This window comes from Microbacterium azadirachtae, assembly GCF_025583665.1.
Classification (GTDB): Bacteria; Actinomycetota; Actinomycetes; order Actinomycetales; family Microbacteriaceae; genus Microbacterium; species Microbacterium azadirachtae.
Genome location: NZ_CP099706.1, coordinates 3,332,025 through 3,349,279 on the forward strand (window position 1 = coordinate 3,332,025; position 17,255 = coordinate 3,349,279).

Here is a 17,255-nt window from a genome sequence, read left to right on the forward strand (position 1 = left end):
GTCGATCGAGCCGCTCCCGGTCACCGGCGCGGAGGAGTCAGCGCTTGCGGTGGCGCCCGGCGGCGAGCGCGTCGGCCGCCCGCACGAGCGACAGATGCGAGAACGCCTGCGGCGTGTTGCCGACCTGGCGCCTCCCGACGGGGTCGTACTCCTCGCTGAGCATCCCGACATCGTTGCGCAGACCGCAGAGCCGGTCCATCAGTCGGCGCGCCTCGACCTCGCGCCCCGTCACCGCGTACTGCTCGACGAGCCAGAACGAGCAGGCGAGGAAGGTGTGCTCGCCTCCGGGAAGGCCGTCGACGCCGGTGCCCGTGCGGTACCGGTTCACGAGGCCGTCGTGCACGAGGGTCTGCTCGATGCGCTCCACCGTGGCGAGCATGCGCGGATCGTCTGGCGCGCAGAAGCCCGTGCGCGGGATGAGCAGCAGCGAGGCGTCGACCTCGTCCGTGCCGCGGTGCTGGACGAACCAGCCGTGGTGCACGCCGAACTCGTCGACCTCGGCCCTGAGCCGGTCGCGCACCTGCCGCCACCGCTCCACGGGGCCGCGCGCCCCCTCCTCCTCGACCGCACGCACGCCGCGATCGAACGCCGCCCACAGCATCACCCGGGAGTGCGTGAAGAACTGCGGATCCCCGCGGATCTCCCACATGCCGTTGTCGGGCCGGTCCAGCAGCTCCTCGACGTGCCCCAGCAGCAGCCGCTGCAGCGACCATGACCGCGCGGACTCGGCGAGCCCGGCCCGGCGAGCCGCCGCCAGGGTCACCATGACCTCGCCGATCACGTCGGCCTGGTACTGCCGTGCCGCATCGTTCCCGATCCGCACCGGGGCGGATGCGGCGTAGCCGGGCAGGGACGGCATCTCCCGCTCGATCAGCTCGCGCTCCCCGGCGAGGCCGTACATGATCTGCACGTCCGCCGGGTCTCCGGCGACCGCCCGCACGAGCCAGTCCCGCCAGGCGCGGGCCTCGTCGGCGAGTCCGTGCGCGAGGAGCGCCTCGAGGGTGAGCGCCGCGTCGCGCAGCCAGACGTAGCGGTAGTCCCAGTTGCGCACCCCGCCGAAATCCTCGGGGAGCGAGGTCGTCGCGGCCGCCGCGATGCCGCCGGTGTCCCGGTTCGTGAGCGCCCTCAGGATCAGCAGCGAGCGTCGCACCGCCTCGTGCTGCGGACCGGAGTGCGCGATCCCGGCCGCCCATTCGCGCCACCAGGCCGCGGTCCGGCGCAGCGACGCGTCGACATCGAGCGGATCCGGAGTGCGGCGGTACGACGGGAACCAGGTGAGCACGAGGTCGGCGGTCTCACCCTCCCCCACGGTGATCTCACCCGTGTGGCTGTGCCCCGACGGCCGCAGCGCCGCACCGCGCACGACGACCGCGTCCGGCCCCGCGGTCGCGGTGATCTGGGGAGCCGACGCCGAGCCGGTCTGGTGGATCCACGGCAGCGCGCGGGCGTAGTCGAAGCGGATCCGCAGCTCCTGGACGAAGCGCACGGTGCCGCGGATGCCGGTGATGCGGCGGATCACGTCGGCGCGTTCCCCGGGTGCGGTCTCCGCCATGCCCGCGTGGTCGCCGGTCGGCCGCTCGGGAGCCTCGGACGTTTCGGGCCCGGACTCGGACCTCGCGGGCTCGGACTTCGCGGGCGCGGGCTCGGACCTCGCGGGCTCGGGCTCGGGCGCGGCCTGCCCCGTGCCCGGCCGGTCGTCGCCGCTCGGCACGATCGGCATCCACTCGGTGACCTCGGCGACGCCGTCGGCGGTCTCCCATCGGGTGACCAGGCAGAACGTGTCGCCGTCGTAGCGGCGGATCGCGGTCGCGTCCGGATCCTCGGGACGCAGCGTCCAGTGCCCCTGCTCGACGCCGCCGAGCAGAGCGCCGAACAGCGACGCGGAGTCGAGCCTCGGTGCGCACAGCCAGTCGATGCTGCCGGCGCGCGAGACCAGGGCCGCCGTGCGTCCGTCGCTGAGCAGCGCGTAGTCCTCGATCGGAGCGCTCGCCGCTTCTCCCTCACCCATAGCCGCAGTCTCGCACGCACGGCGATGCCGGGGCTGGACAGCACGCGCATCGGATCCCGCCGCGCCGGACGACAACCACGCGCGACGGAACGTATCGTGGGCGCATGACCACCCCGACGACGCTGCTCATCCTCGGCGCCTCCGGAGACCTCACGTCCCGGCTCCTCCTGCCCGCCATCGCCCAGCTGCTGCAGCGCCAGCCCGACCGCGCGCTCGTGCTGCGCGGAGCCGGATCCGACGACTGGTCCGACGAGCGCTGGCAGGAGGCCGTGCGCACCGCGTTCGCGACCGTGGGCGCGGAGGACCAGGTGGCCCGCGTCGCCGGCAGCACCTACACGAAGGCCGACGTCACCGACCGGGACGCGCTCGCGGGACTCATCGCCGGCGTCGAGGGATCCCTCGTCATCTACTTCGCCCTGCCGCCCGCCGTCACGGTCGCCGCCTGCGAGAAGCTCGTCGACATCCCCCTCCCCGCCGGCACGGTGCTGGCGCTGGAGAAGCCCTTCGGCAGCGACGAGCAGAGCGCGGCCGCGCTGAACGCGCTGGTCACGCGCATCGTGCCGGAGAACCAGGTCTTCCGCGTCGACCACTTCCTCGGCCGGTCCACGATCCTCAACATCATGGGCGTGCGGTTCGCGAACCGTCTCGTGGAGCCGGTGTGGTCGGCCGATCACGTCGAGAAGGTGCTGATCCGCTACGACGAGGCCCTCGCGCTGGAGAACCGCGCCCGCTACTACGACAAGGCGGGCGCGCTCGTCGACATGATCCAGAGCCACCTGCTGCAGGTGCTCGCGATCGTCGCCATGGAGCAGCCGGCGGATCTGGACGAGATCGACCTCCGTGACGCGATGGCCGCCGCACTGCGCGCCACCCGGATCGTCGGCGACGATCCCGCCCGCTCCACGCGCCGCGCCCGCTACACGGCCGGCACGATCGGCGAGCGATCGATCCCGGCGTACACCGACGAGCAGGGCGTGGACCCGGCCCGCGGCACCGAGACGCTCGCCGAGATCACCTGCGAGGTCGACACCGCGCGCTGGGCGGGCGTGCCGTTCACGCTGCGCAGCGGCAAGGCGCTCGGCGACCGGTGCGCGGAGATCGTCGTCACGTTCCGTCCGGTGCGGCACATCCCGGGAGGTCTCACCGGCCGCCCGGCCGACGGCGGGGTGCTGCGCTTCTCGCTGGGACCCGACCGGATCGACCTCGAACTGAACGTCAACGGCGGCGACGACCCGTTCGCGCTGCGCCGGGACGTGCTGTCGACCGGACTCGGCAAGGGCACGCTGCTCGCCTACACCGAGGTGCTGAGCGAGATCCTCGACGGCGACGTGGCGCTCTCGGTGCGCGGCGACGCGGCCGAGCAGTGCTGGCGGATCATCCAGCCCGCGCTCGACGCCTGGAGGTCGGGCGCGGTGCCGATGGAGGAGTACGCGGCCGGCTCGCGCGGACCGGACGACTGGCAGACCTCCCACGGCACGACCGCCTGAGGCGCGGGTCCCTTCGTTCGCTGGTCGCAGTTCGCGGGATTCGGGCTGCGAAAGCCGCAATACGCGACCGCCGAACCGTGGGTCGGGGCGAACCGCGGGCGGGCTGCCAGGGCGGATCCGCGGCATCGCGACGGCCGGGATGACGGATCCGGCGCATCGGATCCGTCGATCCGCGTGACCGCCCCTACGATCGGCGCATGACCGCGCTCCCCCGCCGCGTCCGCGTCGGCTACGCCCTGGGCGGCATCTCCTCGGGCACCTACGGCACCGTGCCCGGCCTCATCCTGATGCCGTTCCTCACCGACCTCCTCGGCGTGCAGGCCGCGATCGCGGGCATGATCGTCTTCGCTCCGAAGGCCTGGGACTTCTTCCTCAATCCGATCGCCGGCCGTATCAGCGACCGCTCCCGCAATGCGCGGGACCGCCGGCGGCCGTTCATCCTGCGCGCCGGGATCCTGCTGGCCCTCGCGTTCGCCGCGATGTTCTTCGGCCCGACGGCCCCGCCGGTCGCGGCCGCGCTGTGGGTGCTCACGGCGTTCCTCGCCTCGGCCACGGTCTACGCGTTCTTCCAGGTGCCGTATCTCGCGATGTCGGCCGAGATCACCGACGACTACACCGAGCGCACGCGGATGATCAGCTGGCGCGTGATCGTGTTCACGCTCGCCATCCTGGTCTCCGGCGCCGCGGCCCCGGCCCTCGTGGAGGCCTTCGGCGGCGTGTCCGGCTACCGGATCATGGCGCTCGCGATGGCGGTGCTCATCCTCGTCGGCACCGCGGGCGTGTGGTTCGGCACGCGCTCGGTGCCGCTGACGCGCGGCGAGCAGGCCCAGGGGCGGCTGTTCGCCCAGCTCGCGATCGTGCTGCGGGACGCCGACGCGCGCATGCTCATCGTCGCCTTCGTCCTGCAGGCCGTCGCGATCGGCATGGTGCTCGGCGGCGTCGTCTACGCGGCGCGGCACGTCGTGCACGATCCGTCCGTCGCGACCTACAGCTTCGTGTGCTTCGTCGCCCCCGCCATCGTGCTCACCCCGGTGTGGAGCCGGCTCGGATCCCGGATCGGCAAGAGGTCGGGGTTCATGGTCGCCACCGTCACGATGACGCTCGGTCTGGTCGCGCTGCTCGCGGCGCGCACCGGCGACGCGGTGCCGCTGCTCGCCGCCTCGGGCGTGGTCGGCGTCGGGTACGCCGGAGCGCAGCTGTTCCCGCTGGCGATGCTGCCCGACCTCGCCGCCGAGGACGCCCGTCGCAGCGGCACGAACCGGATCGGGATGATCTCCGGAGTGTGGTCGGGGTTCGAGCTCCTCGGCTACGCCCTGGGGCCGGCCCTGCTCGGGCTCGTGCTGACGCTCGGAGGCTACCGCGCCGCCACCGGCGACACGACGGCGCAGCCCGACAGCGCGCAGTGGGCGATCGTCCTCGGAGTCTCTCTCGTCCCCGCGGCGCTCTGCCTGATCAGTCTGATCCCGCTGTCGCGCTACCGCCTCGACGGCCGCCTGCGCACGGAGGCGGACGCTGCCGCCGCGCCCCTTCCCTGACCGCTCCCCGTCACCACCGGGGCGGGATGCGCGCGATCGACCGGCCAGAGGCGTCGAGCTCGTGCCCGTTGCGCTTGACCGATCGCAGCACGGTCCAGCGGTCGACGATCTCGACGTCCTGCCCCCAGGAACGCTCGATGGCGGGCAGCGCCGTCAGCGAGCGCGCCCGCACGCACGCGAACACGGGCGCGGGCCCCACCGCCACGCCGGCGCGATGCGCCTCCGGCAGACGTGCCGCACGCGCTGCGGCCGCCTCGGGGTCGGCGGAGCGCGCCCACAGCACGGCGCCCCGGCGGTAGCCCGCCGCCGGCATCGCCAGGTCGCAGCCGAACCGCAGCAGTCCCGTCGCGGTCGCCCGCTCCACGGCCCGGCGGGCGGTCGCCTCGGACACGCCGAGACGCGCCGCGAGCGCCGCCGAGGGCATGCGCGGATCCTCCTCCAGCACGTCGGCGATGTCCGCGACGGCGTGCGGCTTGAGCGGCCGCGCCGTGTCCGCCGCGGACGCGCGGGTGCCGCCGGGTGCGGGGCGGAGGAGGCGCTGCTGCGCGGCCGAGAGCACGGGCAGCCGCCAGGTGGAGTCCTCGGCCGCGACGGTCGCAGCGACGTCCATCCGCACCACGGTCGCGTCGGCTTCGAGGGCGCGCACGCGCTCCCCCAGCTGCGGCAGGCCGTCGGAGGCGGCGACGAGCACCAGGAGCCCGGCCGAGGTCTCATCGACGCCGAGCACCCACGGCCGCCGCACGATCGCGGCCTGCGCGTCGGGCGCGATCCCGGGATGCACCAGCACGAGCGCGAGATCGGTCGTCGACGCCCAGCGTTCCGCCGTGGGCCACGCCGTGAGCCAGGCCAGCCCCTCGTCGGTCAGCGCGCTCCAGTGCCGCACGACCGTGGCGGCGTCCACGCCGATCGCGGCCGCGATGCGGGTCCAGGGCGCCCTGGCGTCGAGCTGCAGGGCATGGACCACCGCCAGGTCGACCTCGTCCAGCACCCGGGGATCCGTCGTCTCCATGTGACGAAGACTACGCATGATGCGGAGAAGAGTGGCGGTTTCCCTCGATTCAGATCCGGATCCCGATCGAAAATCTACGCTCGACCCATGAGCTTGACGACCGCGCAGATCCTGGCGACCATCGAGGATCTGGTCGCGCTGGCACCCCGCGCCACCGGGACGCCGGGCGGGGCCGCCGCGGCCGCCTACGTCGAGGAGCGCTTCTCCCGCGCCGGCCTCACGACCGAGATCCTCGAAGTGCCGTCGTTCGCGTGGCGGGCCGGCGAATGCCGCGTCGAGGTCGGCGAGGCGGCGGACGCGCTCACGGTGCCCTGCTCGCCGATCCTGCACTCCGCCCTCCCCGCACACGACTGGACCGGCGAGGTGCGGCACGTCGTCGACGCCCCGGTGGTCGACATCGGGGCCGACCGCGTGGGCCGGCACGACGTGCGCGGGGCGATCGTGCTGTTCGACCTCACGTTCGACATGACGCTCGCGCACACGCTGCCGCTGACGCTGTTCCTGCACGATCCGGGACGGCGCGTGCTGCGGCGCGACGTGCTGCGCAGCCGCAACCCGTACGTCACCTCGCTCGCCCGCACGATGCGCGACGCCGCGGCGGCGGGCGCCGTCGGGGTCATCGGTGTCCTGCGCGACTACCCCGACTCGCTCGGCTACCACAACGAGTACTACCGGCGCACGCTGTTCCGCCTGCCGGGCGCCTGGGTGACCCGCGCGGGCGGCGCCCGGCTGCGGGCCCGTCTGCGTCGCTCGCCGCGCGCGACGCTCACTCTCGGCGTGGAGCGCTCGGAGGTGGTCTCGCGCACGGTGATCGGCGTGCTGCCGGGCAGCGACCGCCCGGCGCGCGCCGACGAACGCGCGGCGCGATCCGGGGGCCGGTCCTCCCGGAGCGACGCCGTCATGATCCAGTCTCATCACGACTCGGTCGGCGACGGCGCGGTGGAGGACGCCTCGGGGGCTGCCGAGGTGATCGCGCTCGCCGAGCACTACGCGGCCGAGTCCCGCGCGGGGCGGCCTCCGCGCAAGACGCTGCTCTTCACCACCTTCGACACGCACTTCACCGGCTACCAGGCGCACCGGGAGTTCGCCCGCCGCCACGTGCTCTCGCCGGACGCGCCCTGGAGGATCGTGCTCAACGTCACGATCGAGCACATCGGGCTGCGCGCCGTCGAGGGCGTCGATGGAGGTTTCGCGAGCACCGGGGAGACCGAGCCGCGCGGCATCTTCCTCAACGTCAGCCCGGCGTTCACCGCCCGCATCGCGGGACTCATCCGCACGCATCGGCTCCACGCGACCAGCATCCTCGGATCCGGTCTGCTCGAGTTCTTCGCGGGCGGCATCCCCACCGACGCCTCGTTCACGTTCGTCTCCGGCGTGCCCACCGTGAGCCTGATCTCCGGCCCGCTCTACCTGTACGACGACGCCGACACGATCGACCGCATCGACGTGGCCCAGCTCGAGCCGGTGGCCCGGTTCTTCGCCGACGTCGTGGACGACGCCGACCGGCGCCGCGGCTCGCTCCTGGGCACCCTGCCCGCCGGCGTGCGCCGCCTGCTCCCCCGGGGACGCTGGTGAGCGGCCGGGGCGACGACGCGTCCGGCGGACCGGGATCCGGGATCCGTCACGGGTCCACGCGCATCGTGCGCTTCCCCGGCGAGGACGGACCGGAGACCGGGATCCTGCACCTGCCCGCCACGGCGGCGCCGCGCGGCGGCCACCCGATCGTCGTGTTCGGCCACATGACGACGGGCGGATCGCGGCGGTCCGCGCCGAGTCTCGGCCACCCCGGGCACCCGGAGTGGCGCCGCATGTCCCAGGGCGACGCGCTCTGCGACCTGCTGCTGGGGCGCGGCATCGCCGTGCTGCGGCCGGACTACCCCGGCATCGGCGGCAGCGGCGTGCATCCCTATCTCCTCGGCGGTCCGCTGTCCGGATCCCTGCGCGCGATGATGCGCGCCCGGCACGCCTTCGACGACCGCCTCGGTGACGACTGGGTCGTCGCCGGTCATTCCGAGGGCGCGGTCGCCGCGCTGTTCGCCGGCGCGGCGGACGAGCCCGACTCCCGCAGCAGACTGCGCGGAGTCGCCGCCGTGACGCCCGTCACCCGGATGGACCTCAGCATCCGCGCCTCGCTCGCGCTGCCCGGCGTCGCACCGGGTTCGGGCGTGGTCTCAGCCCTCATCGGCCTCATGCTGCGCGGTGCGGCCACGGCGGATCCCGTTCTCGCCGCGCTGATCGACGGCGAGGGCCTCAGCCCCGCCGCCCGCGCACGATGGCGCGATCTCGACCGGCTCTGCCTCAGCGAGCTCGCCGCCGCAGACTCCTGGGGCGGCATCGCGCCGGGCCGCATCGGCGGGCCCGCACGGAGGGCGCTCTTCACGCGGCTGTACGCGTCGTTCCGGGCGAACGACGTCGCCGCCCTGACCGGATTCCGCACGCCCGTGCGCATCGATGCGGCGTGGTTCGACGAGGTGGCGCCCGCGCCGCTCACCGCGCGACTGCTCCGCCGCTACCGCCGGGCCGGGGTCGACCTCACGGCCCGCTGGTGGCCCTCGCATCACTCCGGGACGATGCGCGCGCAGCACGCCCCCTCCCGCGCCGCCGACTGGATCGCCGCCCGCTTCAGCCGCTGAGGCTCCGGCTGAGGCTCCGGCTCCGCCTGTTCGCTGGTCACAGTTTGCGGGTTTCGGGCCGCGAAAGCCGCAATGCGCGACCAACGAACAGCAAGGGAAGGGCCGGGATGGCGGGGCGACGCGGGCTCAGGCGTGGCGGGCGAGCAGCGCGCGGGCCGCGGCGCTGTGCTCGGCGATCAGCTGCGGCACGTCGAGCCCCACGATCTGCCCGTCCTGCACGCGCCAGACGCCGCCCACCATCACGCGATCGGCGCGCTCCGCGCCGCACAGCAGCAGGGCCGCGAGCGGATCGTGGCTGCCGGAGAAGCGCAGCTCGTCGAGCGTGAACATCGCGAGGTCGGCCTGCTTGCCCGGAGCGAGCACACCGATGTCGCTGCGGCCGAGGGCGCGCGCCGACCCCTGCGTCGCCCAGCTCAGGGCGTGCTCGGGCGTGACGGCCGCGGCCCCGTAGCGGAGGCGCTGCAGGTACAGGGCCTGACGCACCTCCATCATCATGTTCGAGCCGTCGTTCGAGGCGGATCCGTCCACGCCCAGTCCGACCGGGACGCCCGCCGCCTCGAGCTCGACGGCGCGCGCGATCCCGCTCGCCAGGCGCATGTTCGAGGTGGCGCAGTGCGAGACCGCGGTGCCGGCGGCCCCCAGCCGCGCGATCTCGGCGTCGTCGAAGTGGATGCCGTGCGCGAGCCAGGTGCGGTCGGAGAGCCAGCCGACGCTGTCGAGGTAGTCCACCGTGCGCAGGCCGAACCGCTCGCGGCAGAAGTCCTCCTCGTCGATCGTCTCGGCGAGGTGGGTGTGCATCCGCACGTCGAGGCGCTCGGCGAGGGTCGCGGTGTCGCGCATGACCTCGGTGGTCACCGAGAACGGCGAGCAGGGCGCGAGGCCGATCTGCACGAAGGCGCCCTCGCCGCGCTCGTGATGGGCGCCGACCAGGCGCTCGCTGTCGGCGAGGATCACCTCGGCGTCCTGCACGGTGCTCTGCGGCGGGAGTCCGCCGTCCTTCTCGCCGAGAGACATGGATCCGCGCGTCAGGGTGGCCCGCATGCCGAGGCGCTTGACGACCTCGACCTGCACGTCGATGCCGTCCTCGAGCCCGCTCGGGAAGAGGTAGTGGTGGTCGGCGGCGGTGGTGCAGCCGCTCAGCAGGAGCTCGGCGAGCGCCGCGGTCGTCGCGAGCTCGAGATCCCGCGGGGCGAGCCCGGCCCAGACGCCGTACAGGCCCTTGAGCCAGGGGAACAGCTCGGCGCTGACGACCGGCGTCCACGCCCGCGTGAGCGTCTGGTAGAAGTGGTGGTGCGTGTTGATCAGGCCCGGGATGATCACGTGCCGGGAGGCGTCGAAGGTCTCGTCCACGGGCACGGAGGGGGCTCCTCCGGCTGCCACGGCCTCGAGGATGCGCGACCCCGAGACGACGAGACCGCCGCGGGCGTCAGCGCTGTCGCCGGTGTGGATGCCGAGCGGGTTCTTCAGCCAGACGGTGCGGGTGGATGCGGACATGATGCGGACTCCCTCTTTCGATGAGCGGGGCCGGTTCCGACCCCGCGGGGCCAGCTCAGTGATGACCTGTCTGCTGATCCAGGTGCGGCGCCCGCCGACCCGCCCCGGCGGTGAGCCGGGACGGGTCGGGCGGGGTCAGTGCGCGGGACGCTCGATCGAGACCTCGTTCCCGTCGCGGTCGACGATCTTGCCGTCGATGATCGAGTCGCCGTCCTCGAAGGCGTCCAGGTACGCGACCGGGATGCTGCGCGTCGGCGCCGACACGAAGGCGTTCTTGCGCTTCGCGCTGCCGAGGTGGTTGAAGAGCAGGTTGAGCAGGATCGCCGTGACCGCGGCCGAGCTGATGCCCGAGTGGAAGATCGTGACGAACCAGGCCGGCATCGCGTGGTAGATGTCGGGCTTCGCGATCGGCAGCATGCCCACCGCGAGCGACGTCGCGACGATCACGAGGTTCATGTTGTCCTTGTACTCCACCTTGGCGAGCGTGCGGATGCCCGAGGCGGCGACCGAGCCGAACAGCACGAGTCCTGCGCCGCCCAGCACCGGCTGCGGGATCGCGCCCACGACGCGCCCGAGCACGGGCAGCAGGCCCAGGATCACGAGCACCCCGCCGCCGGCGGTCACCACGAAGCGGCTCTTGACGCCCGTGATCGCGACCAGGCCGACGTTCTGCGCGAAGGCCGACTGGGTGAAGGTGCCGAAGATCGGCGAGACCGCGCTGGAGAGCATGTCGGCGCGCAGGCCCGCGGCGATGCGCTTGGAGTCGACCTTGGTGCCCACGATCTCGCTCACGGCGAGGATGTCGGCGGTGGTCTCGGTGAGGGTGACCAGGATCACGATGAACATCGAGATGATCGCGGCGATGTCGAACGTGGGCAGGCCGAAGCCGAAGATCTGCGGGAGGGCGAAGATCTGCCCCTCGCCCACCTTGCTGAAGTCGGCCTTGCCGAGGAAGATCGCGACGATCGTGCCGAGCACGATGGCGAGCAGGATCGCGAGGCGCGAGATCGCCCCGACCGGGATCTTGCTGAGGATCAGCACGATCACCAGAGTGATGCCGGCGAGCATCAGGTTCTCCGGCAGCGCGCCGTTCTCGGGCTTCGCGCCGGGGCCGTAGATCCAGCCGGCCGCCACAGGCAGCAGGCTCAGACCGATCGTGGTGATGACCGTTCCGGTGACCACCGGCGGGAAGAAGCGGATGATGGTCGCGAACACCGGGGCGATCAGCAGACCGATCAGGGACGCGGCGATCACGGAGCCGAACACCGAGGGCAGCCCCCCGCCGTTCGTGACGATCGCGCCCATCGTGGCGACACCGGCGAACGAGACGCCCTGCACGAGCGGCAGCTGGGATCCGAAGAACGGGATTCCGACCGTCTGCAGGATCGTGGCGAGACCGCCCATGAACAGGCACGCGGCGATGAGCACGCCGATCTCGGCGGGCTTGAGACCCGCGATCTGGCCGATGATGAGCGGCGGGGCGATGATGCCGCCGTACATCGTGAGCACGTGCTGGATGCCGTAGCCGATCGTCGCGCCGATCGGCAGGCGCTCGTCCTCGGGGCGGGCGAGCTCCTTCTTCTGCTTGGTAGTCACTTCGACCTCTTCGTCGGGGGGATGCACCGGGTGAGCCGAGCGTCGGCCGGCATGCAGCGCCGGTGTGCGGCGATGCGGTGCGGACGCTCCTTCCGTCCCGACGTGCGGGGCGGACTGCTGTTGGTCCCGGTGCGTCTCCTGCTCTGGAGACGTCCTCAGGCTAACGGCGGCCTCCGTCGCGAGTCAAGCATTTTTTCCGAATCTCGGAGTGGTGCTTCCATGATGTGGATATTGAGGAAGGCGCCTGCTATACCGGAGACCACGAGAAAGGGGCCCGGATCAGGAAGATCCGGGCCCCTTGGGGAGATGCTCCCCGACGTCAGTCGTCGAGCAGCTCCGCCTCGATCGTGTCGTCGTCGGCGTCCGCTTCCGGCGTCGGGGCCACGACGGGGCCGTCGCTGGTGAGCACGAGCGACGAGCCGTCGGCCGCGACGTCCACCCGCACCACGTCGCCGTCGTGCACTCGGCCCGACAGCAGCGCCGACGCGAGCCGGTTCTGCACCTCGTTCTGGATGAGACGGCGCAGCGGCCGCGCACCGAACACCGGGTCGTAGCCGCGCTCGGCGAGCCACGCACGCGCGTCAGGGGTGACCGCGAGCGTGAGCCGGCGATCCGCGAGACGGCGCTGCAGCTGGTCGATCGTGAGCTCGACGATCTGCGCGAGGTCGTCCTCGGTGAGCGCCTGGAACATCACGATGTCGTCGAGGCGGTTGATGAACTCGGGCTTGAACGCCTGCCGGACCAACGCCATGACGGCCTCGCGCTTCTCGTCGGGCGAGAGCGTGGGATCGATCAGGATCGGGGATCCGATGTTGCTCGTGAGAATGAGGATGACGTTCGAGAAGTCGACCGTGCGCCCCTGGCCGTCGGTGAGGCGGCCGTCGTCCATGACCTGCAGCAGCACGTCGAAGACCTCGGGGTGCGCCTTCTCGACCTCGTCCAGCAGCACCACGCTGTACGGGCGCCGCCGCACGGCCTCGGTGAGCTGACCGCCCTGCTCGTAGCCGACATAGCCGGGAGGGGCGCCGACGAGCCGCGATACCGAGTGCTTCTCGCCGTACTCCGACATGTCGATGCGCACCATGGCGTGCTCGTCGTCGAAGAGGAACTCCGCGAGCGCCTTGGCGAGCTCGGTCTTGCCGACGCCGGTGGGCCCGACGAAGAGGAAGGATCCGGTCGGACGACCGGGGTCGCTGATCCCGGCCCGGGAGCGGCGCACCGCGTCGGAGACGGCGGCGACCGCGTCCCGCTGCCCGATCAGGCGCCGCCCCAGCTCGCGCTCCAGGTGCAGCAGCTTCTCGCTCTCGCCCTGCAGCAGCCGGCCCACCGGGATCCCGGTCCACGCGGCGATCACGCCGGCGATGTCCTCATCGGTGACCTGCTCGTTCACCATGCGGGGCTCGTCGCTCTGCGCCTCCGCCTGCCGCTCGGCGTCGGCGAGCTGCGCCTGCAGCTGCTTGATGGTCTCGTACTCGAGCCTCGACGCCTTCGTGTAGTCGGCGTCCCGCAGCGCGCGGTCGCGCTCGGTGACCGCCTCGTCGAGGCGCTTCTTCAGCTCGCCGACGCGGTTCAGCCCGCCGCGCTCGCGCTCCCAGCGCGCCTCGAGATCCTTGAGCTCGGCCTCGGCCTCGCCCATCTGCTCACGCAGCTTCGCCAGACGCTCCTTCGAGGCGGCGTCCTTCTCCTTCTTCAGCGCGAGTTCCTCGAGCCGCATCCTGTCGACCTGGCGCTTGAGCTGGTCGATCTCCACCGGGCTCGAGTCGATCTCCATCTTGAGCCGGCTCATGGCCTCGTCGATGAGGTCGATGGCCTTGTCCGGCAGCTGACGGCTCGGCAGGTAGCGGTTCGACAGCGAGGCGGCGGCGACGAGCGCGGAGTCGCTGATCGTCACGCCGTGGTGCGCCTCGTAGCGCCCCTTGAGTCCGCGCAGGATCGCGATCGTGTCCTCGACGGAGGGCTCGCCCACGTACACCTGCTGGAAACGGCGCTCGAGGGCGGCATCCTTCTCGATGAACTCGCGGTACTCGTTGAGGGTGGTGGCGCCGATGAGGCGCAGCTCTCCGCGGGCGAGCATCGGCTTGAGCATGTTGGAGGCTGCCACGGAGCCCTCTCCCCCGCCCGCGCCCATGAGCACGTGGAGCTCGTCGATGAAGGTGATGACCCGGCCGTCCGACTCGGTGATCTCCTTGAGCACGCTCTTCAGGCGCTCCTCGAACTGCCCGCGGTACATCGCGCCGGCGACGAGGGCGGAGATGTCCAGCGAGACGAGCTCCTTGTCCTTGAGCGACTCGGCCACGTCTCCCGCGACGATGCGCTGCGCGAGGCCCTCGACGACGGCGGTCTTGCCGACGCCGGGCTCGCCGATCAGCACCGGGTTGTTCTTGGTGCGCCGCGTGAGCACCTGGCTCACCCGGCGGATCTCGGCGTCGCGCCCGATCACGGGGTCGAGCTTGCCCTGCCGTGCGCGGTCGGTCAGGTTGATCCCGAACTGCTCGAGCGCCGACTGCTGTTCTTCCTGCGGTGCCTGCTGAGGGGTGGCCATTCGTCCTCCTGGAGTCTCCTTGCGTGTGATGCGGAAGAGCCGGATCCGGTCCGCCTCTTCAAAACTTGAGTTGATTCGACTCAAGTTTACCGGATGGGGCGGATCAGGACAAGGGGCGCGGACGCGAAGAACCGGCCCGATCGCAGGATCGGGCCGGTTCTTCACTCTGGGGGAACAGCCGTCGACGATGGGGGACGCCGTTGTCCGCGCATCGTCGACGAGCTCAGAGGGGGCGACTCACTCGGCGTCCACCATGCCGCGACGCAGCAGGCGACCCCGCGGTGTCGCGAAGTCGATCTCCTCGCCGTGCAGATACGTCCTGCGCACCCGGCCGGCCAGAGCCTTGCCGTTGTACGGAGTGAGCGGGTTCTTGTGGTGCAGCTTGGTCACGTCGACGACGTAGGCGTCGTCGGCCGCGAAGATCGAGAAGTCCGCGTCGTAGCCGGGAGCGATCCGGCCCTTGCCGGTGAGGCCGGCGAACTGCGCGGGCTTCTCGCTCATCCACGACACGACGGTCTCCAGCGCCAGCCCGCGCTGACGGGCCTCGGTCCAGATCAGGGACAGGCCGAGCTGGAGCGAGGCGACGCCGCCCCACGCCACCGCGAAGTCGCCGTTCTCGAGATCCTTGAGGTCGAGCGTCGAGGGCGAGTGGTCCGACACGATGAAGTCGATCGTCCCGTCCTCCAGGCCCTGCCAGAGCAGTTCCCGGTTGCCGGCCTCGCGGATCGGCGGGCAGCATTTGAACGCCGTCGCGCCGAGCGGGATCTCCTCACTCGTGAGCGTGAGGTAGTGCGGGCACGTCTCGACGGTGATCTTCAGGCCGTCGTGCTTGGCGGAGCGCAGCATCGGCAGCGCGTCGGACGAGGACAGGTGCAGGATGTGCGCCCGGGCGCCCGTCCAGCGCGCCCGCTCGATGACCTCGGCGATCGCCAGGTTCTCGGCCCCGCGCGGGCGGGACGCGAGGAACTTCGCGTAGTCGTCGCCGTCGGGCTTCGGCGCGCGGTCGATCGCACGCGAATCCTCGGCGTGCACGATCATCACCGAGTCGAACGTCGCGAGCTCGCGCATATCCTCCTCGAGCTGATCCGGGTCCAGCGGAGGGAACTCGTCGACCCCGCTGTGCAGCAGGAAGCTCTTGAACCCGAACGCGCCGGCGTCGTGCAGCCCGCGCAGCTTGTCGAGGTTGCCGGGTACGGCGCCGCCCCAGAAGCCCACGTCGACGTGCACCTGGTCGCGGGCGACGTCGCGCTTGATCTCCAGCGCCTCCACGTCGATCGTCGGCGGGATGCTGTTCAGCGGCATGTCCAGGATCGTGGTCACACCGCCCGCAGCGGCGGCCTTGGTGGCGGACGCGAAGCCCTCCCACTCGGTGCGGCCCGGCTCGTTCACGTGCACGTGCGTGTCGACCAGCCCCGGGATCAGGGTCTCGTCGTCGGCGAGCTCGATGACCTCGTCCGCCGAGAGGTCGTTGCCCAGAGGCTGCATCGCGACGATCACGCCGTGGCGGACCCCCACCTCGCGGGGGCGGATGCCGGAACTGGTCAGGACCCGCTCGCCGCGGATCACCAGGTCGTAGTGCTCTCCGGTGGGGTCGTGCTGATCCTGCGACATGTCGGACGGATCCTTTCCTCCGGCGAGAGCCGGTCGTGCTTCGTTGGATTTCATTGTGCTCCGGAAGCGGAGCATGTCGCTCCGATCCGTGAGTTGTCGCTCCGGTCCCTGAGCTTGTCGAAGGGCCCCGAGCGACAGGCCGGGCGCTTCGACGGGCTCAGCGACCGGTGTGGGCGCGCCCGGGGCTCACCCACGCGGGACGAGCTCGCCGATCTCCGCGCCCACCCGCCGGCCCACCTCGGTGAGCAGCGCCACCGCCTCGGCCATGCTGCGGGCCGGATCCGGCTCGAGGTCGGCGAGCGCGTAGACCCGCTCGAACCCGGCAGCGCGAGCCGCCTCGGGCGAGAGGGTGGAGCGGCCGCACACCGCGATCACCGGGATCCCGGCCGCGCGGGCGGAGGCCGCCACCCCGAGCGGCGTCTTGCCGCCCAGGCTCTGGTCGTCGAGGCTGCCCTCCCCGGTGATGACGAGGTCGGCCCGGGTTCCGCCCGCGCCCAGCGCTTCCGCGAGACCCGTCAGCCGCTGCACGACCTCGACGCCGGGCTCCCGCCGCGCGCCCAGCACGGCGAGCGCCGCATAGCCGACGCCGCCCGCCCCGCCCGCGCCCGGCAGATCCGTCGCCGCGCGGACCCCGGGCTGCTGCTCGAGCAGCGCGGCGTAGCGCGCGAGGGCCGCGTCGAGGGTCGCCACGTCCTCCGGGGCCGCCCCCTTCTGCGGGCCGAAGACCGCGGGGGCGCCGCGCTCGCCCAGCAGCGGGTTGTCGACGTCGCTCGCGAGCACGATCTCGACCCCGGCGAGACGCGGATCCAGGCCGGATACGTCCGCCTCCGCGATGCGTCCCAGCGCGCCGCCGCCTCCGGGGAGCTCGTTCCCCTCGGCGTCGCGCAGTGAGACGCCGAGCGCCTGCAGCATGCCCGCGCCGCCGTCGGTGTTGGCGCTGCCGCCGATGCCGAGGACGATGGCGGTCGCGCCGTGGTCGAGCGCCGCGGCGATGAGTTCGCCCGTGCCGCGGCTCGTCGCCCCGAGCGCGTCCTTCACGCCTCCCGGGAGCAGGTCGAGCCCGCTCGCGGCCGCCATCTCGATGATGGCCTGCCCCTCACGCACGCCGAACCGCGCCTCCACCGGCCGGCCCGTGGGCCCGGTCACCGTCGCAGTGACCGCCTCGAAGCCCGCGGCGAGGGCGGCGTCGACCGTGCCCTCACCGCCGTCCGCGACGGGGACCGTGTCGATGACGGTCCCCGGCGCAGCCTGGGTGATCCCGTCCGCCAGGGCGGCGGCGACCTCCGGGCCGGTGGCGGAGCCCTTGAACTTGTCCGAGGCGATCAGAATGCGCATGGTGG

The 17,255-nt window shown here is 72.3% G+C and carries 11 protein-coding genes; 4 read left to right on the forward strand and 7 right to left on the reverse strand.

Going from position 1 to position 17,255, the window contains the following annotated elements; translation table 11 throughout:
- Positions 1-37 precede the first annotated feature (37 nt).
- Positions 38-2,008: a glycoside hydrolase family 15 protein gene (locus tag NFX31_RS15785; protein WP_262956194.1), complete on the reverse strand. Its 1,971-nt coding sequence runs from the start codon at positions 2,006-2,008 to the stop codon at positions 38-40.
- Between the two features lie 104 nt (positions 2,009-2,112).
- On the opposite strand from NFX31_RS15785, the gene NFX31_RS15790 reads away from it, so the two are divergent.
- Together NFX31_RS15790 and NFX31_RS15795 are read left to right on the forward strand one after the other, a co-directional pair.
- Complete coding sequence (locus NFX31_RS15790; protein ID WP_045249980.1) at positions 2,113-3,495, forward strand: glucose-6-phosphate dehydrogenase; 1,383 nt, start codon at positions 2,113-2,115, stop codon at positions 3,493-3,495.
- 197 nt (positions 3,496-3,692) lie between these two features.
- Positions 3,693-5,030: an MFS transporter gene (locus NFX31_RS15795; protein WP_262956197.1), complete on the forward strand. Its 1,338-nt coding sequence runs from the start codon at positions 3,693-3,695 to the stop codon at positions 5,028-5,030.
- 10 nt (positions 5,031-5,040) lie between these two features.
- Here the strand turns inward: NFX31_RS15795 and NFX31_RS15800 are convergent, their stop codons facing one another.
- Positions 5,041-6,039 (reverse strand): Lrp/AsnC family transcriptional regulator, encoded by a 999-nt coding sequence (locus tag NFX31_RS15800; RefSeq protein WP_262956198.1) that lies wholly within the window; start codon positions 6,037-6,039, stop codon positions 5,041-5,043.
- Between the two features lie 87 nt (positions 6,040-6,126).
- Here NFX31_RS15800 and NFX31_RS15805 point away from each other — a divergent pair, with 87 nt between their 5' ends.
- A complete protein-coding gene (locus NFX31_RS15805; protein WP_262956199.1) occupies positions 6,127-7,614 on the forward strand; it encodes a M28 family peptidase in 1,488 nt (495 codons plus the stop codon).
- Positions 7,611-8,672, forward strand: coding sequence for an alpha/beta hydrolase family protein (locus tag NFX31_RS15810; RefSeq protein ID WP_262956201.1), 1,062 nt, complete (start codon positions 7,611-7,613; stop codon positions 8,670-8,672). Before NFX31_RS15805 ends, NFX31_RS15810 begins: the two co-directional genes overlap by 4 nt.
- 126 nt (positions 8,673-8,798) lie before the next feature.
- Here NFX31_RS15810 and NFX31_RS15815 read toward each other — a convergent pair whose 3' ends face one another.
- From NFX31_RS15815 to NFX31_RS15835, 5 genes are all read right to left on the reverse strand, one after another.
- The gene (locus tag NFX31_RS15815; protein WP_262956202.1) at positions 8,799-10,166 is read right to left on the reverse strand and encodes an 8-oxoguanine deaminase; all 1,368 of its coding nucleotides are present in this window, start codon (positions 10,164-10,166) and stop codon (positions 8,799-8,801) included.
- Positions 10,167-10,301: 135 nt separating this feature from the next.
- Positions 10,302-11,762, reverse strand: coding sequence for a nucleobase:cation symporter-2 family protein (locus NFX31_RS15820; protein ID WP_248700396.1), 1,461 nt, complete (start codon positions 11,760-11,762; stop codon positions 10,302-10,304).
- Between the two features lie 319 nt (positions 11,763-12,081).
- Positions 12,082-14,304 (reverse strand): ATP-dependent Clp protease ATP-binding subunit, encoded by a 2,223-nt coding sequence (locus NFX31_RS15825; protein WP_091478067.1) that lies wholly within the window; start codon positions 14,302-14,304, stop codon positions 12,082-12,084.
- 237 nt (positions 14,305-14,541) lie between these two features.
- Complete coding sequence (allB, locus tag NFX31_RS15830; protein ID WP_262956203.1) at positions 14,542-15,915, reverse strand: allantoinase AllB; 1,374 nt, start codon at positions 15,913-15,915, stop codon at positions 14,542-14,544.
- Between the two features lie 186 nt (positions 15,916-16,101).
- On the reverse strand, positions 16,102-17,250 hold the full coding sequence (locus NFX31_RS15835; protein WP_091478066.1) for a glycerate kinase: 1,149 nt from the start codon (positions 17,248-17,250) through the stop codon (positions 16,102-16,104).
- Positions 17,251-17,255: the final 5 nt, after the last annotated feature.

What these genes read in the sequence shown, in the direction of transcription:
- NFX31_RS15795 (WP_262956197.1), top strand. Translation starts at nt 3,693, where the DNA reads ATGACCGCGCTCCCCCGCCGCGTCCGCGTCGGCTACGCCCTGGGCGGC.
- NFX31_RS15815 (WP_262956202.1), bottom strand. Translation starts at nt 10,166, where the DNA reads ATGTCCGCATCCACCCGCACCGTCTGGCTGAAGAACCCGCTCGGCATC.
- NFX31_RS15835 (WP_091478066.1), bottom strand. Translation starts at nt 17,250, where the DNA reads ATGCGCATTCTGATCGCCTCGGACAAGTTCAAGGGCTCCGCCACCGGC.
- NFX31_RS15785 (WP_262956194.1), bottom strand. Translation starts at nt 2,008, where the DNA reads ATGGGTGAGGGAGAAGCGGCGAGCGCTCCGATCGAGGACTACGCGCTG.
- allB (WP_262956203.1), bottom strand. Translation starts at nt 15,915, where the DNA reads ATGTCGCAGGATCAGCACGACCCCACCGGAGAGCACTACGACCTGGTG.
- NFX31_RS15805 (WP_262956199.1), top strand. Translation starts at nt 6,127, where the DNA reads ATGAGCTTGACGACCGCGCAGATCCTGGCGACCATCGAGGATCTGGTC.
- NFX31_RS15790 (WP_045249980.1), top strand. Translation starts at nt 2,113, where the DNA reads ATGACCACCCCGACGACGCTGCTCATCCTCGGCGCCTCCGGAGACCTC.
- NFX31_RS15800 (WP_262956198.1), bottom strand. Translation starts at nt 6,039, where the DNA reads ATGGAGACGACGGATCCCCGGGTGCTGGACGAGGTCGACCTGGCGGTG.
- NFX31_RS15825 (WP_091478067.1), bottom strand. Translation starts at nt 14,304, where the DNA reads ATGGCCACCCCTCAGCAGGCACCGCAGGAAGAACAGCAGTCGGCGCTC.